Source organism: uncultured Caldilinea sp., from assembly GCF_937128415.1.
In the GTDB taxonomy this organism is placed as follows: Bacteria; Chloroflexota; Anaerolineae; order Caldilineales; family Caldilineaceae; genus Caldilinea.
Window position 1 is genome coordinate 1 of record NZ_CAKZMJ010000063.1, and the last position, 2,922, is coordinate 2,922.

Sequence of the window (2,922 nt, forward strand, 5' to 3'; positions counted from 1 at the left end):
ACGATGTCAAGGAAACGATGTCAAGGAACGACCGAAACGGAGTGAGGCGATAAACGTTTGCCGGAAGCGGCGCTATCTGGCTAACAGAAAATCCAGAATCAAGCTATGGACGATCTGTTCAACCTGCGAGCGGTCGTCGGTGAAAATCGGGGCGGACGGAGGCGGCGACGCCACCCGAGCGTATTCTGCGGCCTGCTGCGCAAATGTGACCCATTCGTCGGGCGCCGTCTCCGGAAGCGCTGCAACGGCGGCGCGGAAGCGCGCCAGCGTCGTGGGCGTTTTGGTTGCAATCACCAGCGAATTGGCCAGCGTGGCGGGCGGCCCTGGTTCGTCGATGACAAAGACGCTGGGAAAGACCTCCTGAAGCGTCGCAGCCATGGCGTCCACCAGCGCGTAGTTGACGTCCGTCCGCCCCACGTTGACGGCGACGACGCCATCTTCTGTCAGATGGTCGCGTACCAGCGCAAAGAACTCCACCGTCGTCAGGTGAAAGGGGATGTAAGGCGGCCGGTAGGCGTCGACGGCGATGACGTCGAACTGCACATCGGCCGGCTGCTGCGCCAGCCAACGGCGTCCATCCGCCGCCACCGCCGTATAGTTGGGCCACGTAGCGCTGAACCATTGCTCTCCCACGCGCAGAATCTCCGGGTCCAGCTCCACGCCTATGATAGGAATGTCGCCATAGAGGGTCGTATAGAGGCCGGCGACGGTGCCCGCCGCCGCACCGATGAGAAGCAAGTTGCGCGGCGGCTTCTCTCGGAACAAGGGCGCCAGCAGAAAGTAATCCCAGATGCCCTGGCTGAGCAACGCCTCCGGGTGATAGACGCTGTGGATGCCGACGCCGTCGTTGAGCTTGAGATGGCGCTCGCTGCCCCACTGGCGCACTGCGATGTAGTTGAATGCGCTTTCGTCTTCGTAAAGGATCTGGCCCGAGCGACCGTCGTCCCAGGCGGCGCGCACGCCCTGCGGCTGCCACCACCACGCCGCTGCAAGCACGGCGAGGAGCGCCGCCAACGCCAGCCAGCGAGGCCGGCGTCGCGCGCTCAAGGCAATCACGGCCAAGAGCGCCATCGCCAACAGATAAAAAGTCCAACGCGTGCCGAAGGCGGGGATCAGCCAGAGCACCGGCAAGAAGGCGCCAATCAGGCTGCCCGCTGTGGCGACGGCGGAAAGACGCCCCGCAGTTCGACCGAGATGGGCTATCGGTGAGCGGCGATGATGCGTCGCAGGCGACTCCGTTCGATCGGTGGAAAGCGCTTTCTCCTGCTCGCTCATCGCAATGCGAACGGCCCACGGCGTGGCTGCACCCAGCAGGATCGCCGGCCCGGCGAACAGCAGGCTCACGGCCAGCAGCGCGCCGAGCAGCAGATCGGCGGCGAAGCTCGCCATGCCGTGCGAAGCCAGCCGCAGCACCGGCGCGCTCGCCGGCGGGATCAGCGCTACGCCTAGAGCAGCGATCGTCAACGTCAGCTCCAGCGCCTCGCGGCGGGGATGACGGTCCGCCAGCCAGCCGCCCAGCCACGCGCCGACGGAAAGGCTCAACAGGATCAGCCCGATGACGGCGGCCCACACGATCTGGCTGTTGCCAAAGGCCGGCTCCAGCAGGCGGGCGGCGCTCAACTCCATGCCCAGCGTCACCAACCCGGCCGTGAAGACCAGCAAATAGAGCGAACGCATGGCGCGCTTGCGAATTCCCAGGCTACGCTGTCATTGCGCGACGCAACTGCAGGCTGGCGTGCGTATACTCCATCAGCTCGATGGCGTTGCCGTCCGGATCGCGGATCCACGCCTGCAGCGAGTGGTCCAGGCCGGTCTTGATGGGACTGACCTCCACCCCCCGCGCCTCCAGCATGGCCTTGACTTCAGCCAGGCCGGTGACTTCCAGGCAGAAGTGCTTGTACTGGCTGCCGGGTTTCAGCTCCTGCACCTGGCCACCCCACTGTTTGACCGCGAGTTTCTGGTCGAAAATTTCGATGAACGTAGTATTTCCGCAGTCGAAATAGTAGCCCATCGTCTCGCCGTCGTCGGTTGCAAGGGTGAACTTGACCGGAAAGCCGAGGACGTCTCGATAAAAGGCGACCATGGCGTCGATCTGGTCGGTGAAGAAGCAAACATGCGCTAATTGACGGATCATACAGCGTTCTCCTGTTGGATGTCGGCGGCGATCAGGGCGGCCGCCTTGCGCCCTAATTCTACGGCATAGTTGGTGCCGCGATCCCAAGGGTAGACCTGGCTCATCGAGGCGAAATACAGCCCCGGCAAGGGCGTGCGCAGCGCAGGGATCATTTCCAGATAGCCGACCGGCGGCACAGGCTGGGCGTATTTCGCCTTGTGCACCCAGGCGCCGGTGATCCACTCGCGGCGAAAGGCCGGGTTGAACTTGACGAGATGCGGCGCGAATTCATCGAGCAGCTCCTCGGCGGAAAGCTCGAAGTAGCGATGATCGGCCGGCAGATAGTCGCCCAGATAGAGCAGATGATCGCCGGCATAGTGCACCGGATCGATCATGTTCGTGTGCTCTACCAGCGCCAGGAAAGGGATGCCCTCGCGCTTGGGGAGGCTGATCCAGTACATGTCCTGCGTCAGCTTGCGGTCGAGCGCCACCGTCAGCACGACGGCGCCCAGGCTTTTGAGCCGCGCCAGCTGCCCTAGATAGGTGGACGGCAACTGGGGCGTGAGCCTTTGCATCAAGCCCGGGCTGACGGTGCAGAGGACGCGATCGAAGCGCTCCGCCTGCCCGTTGACGATGACGTCATAGCCGCCGTCGCTGCGCGGGTGCACGCCGGTCACAGCGCAGCCCGTGTGAATGATGGCGCCTTGCCGACGCACCCGCTGCGCCAGGTGGTCGATGAAGGCCTGAAAGCCTCCGTCAAAGTAGGCGAGCCGGGGCGTGCGCGCCACGACGCGCGCCCAGAACCACGC

Annotated in this window: 3 protein-coding genes; all 3 read right to left on the reverse strand. The window is 64.3% G+C overall.

The features are described from left to right. Positions 1-72: 72 nt before the first annotated feature. Complete coding sequence (locus tag Q0367_RS09825) at positions 73-1,677, reverse strand: spermidine synthase (protein ID WP_297640546.1); 1,605 nt, start codon at positions 1,675-1,677, stop codon at positions 73-75. Positions 1,678-1,699: 22 nt separating this feature from the next. Further along, positions 1,700-2,134, reverse strand: a complete 435-nt coding sequence (locus Q0367_RS09830) for a VOC family protein (RefSeq protein WP_297640548.1) — start codon at positions 2,132-2,134, stop codon at positions 1,700-1,702. Continuing rightward, positions 2,131-2,922, reverse strand: a 792-nt coding sequence (locus Q0367_RS09835; protein WP_298981955.1) for an FAD-dependent oxidoreductase, incomplete at its 5' end; no start/stop codon positions are given. The genes Q0367_RS09830 and Q0367_RS09835, both read right to left, overlap by 4 nt.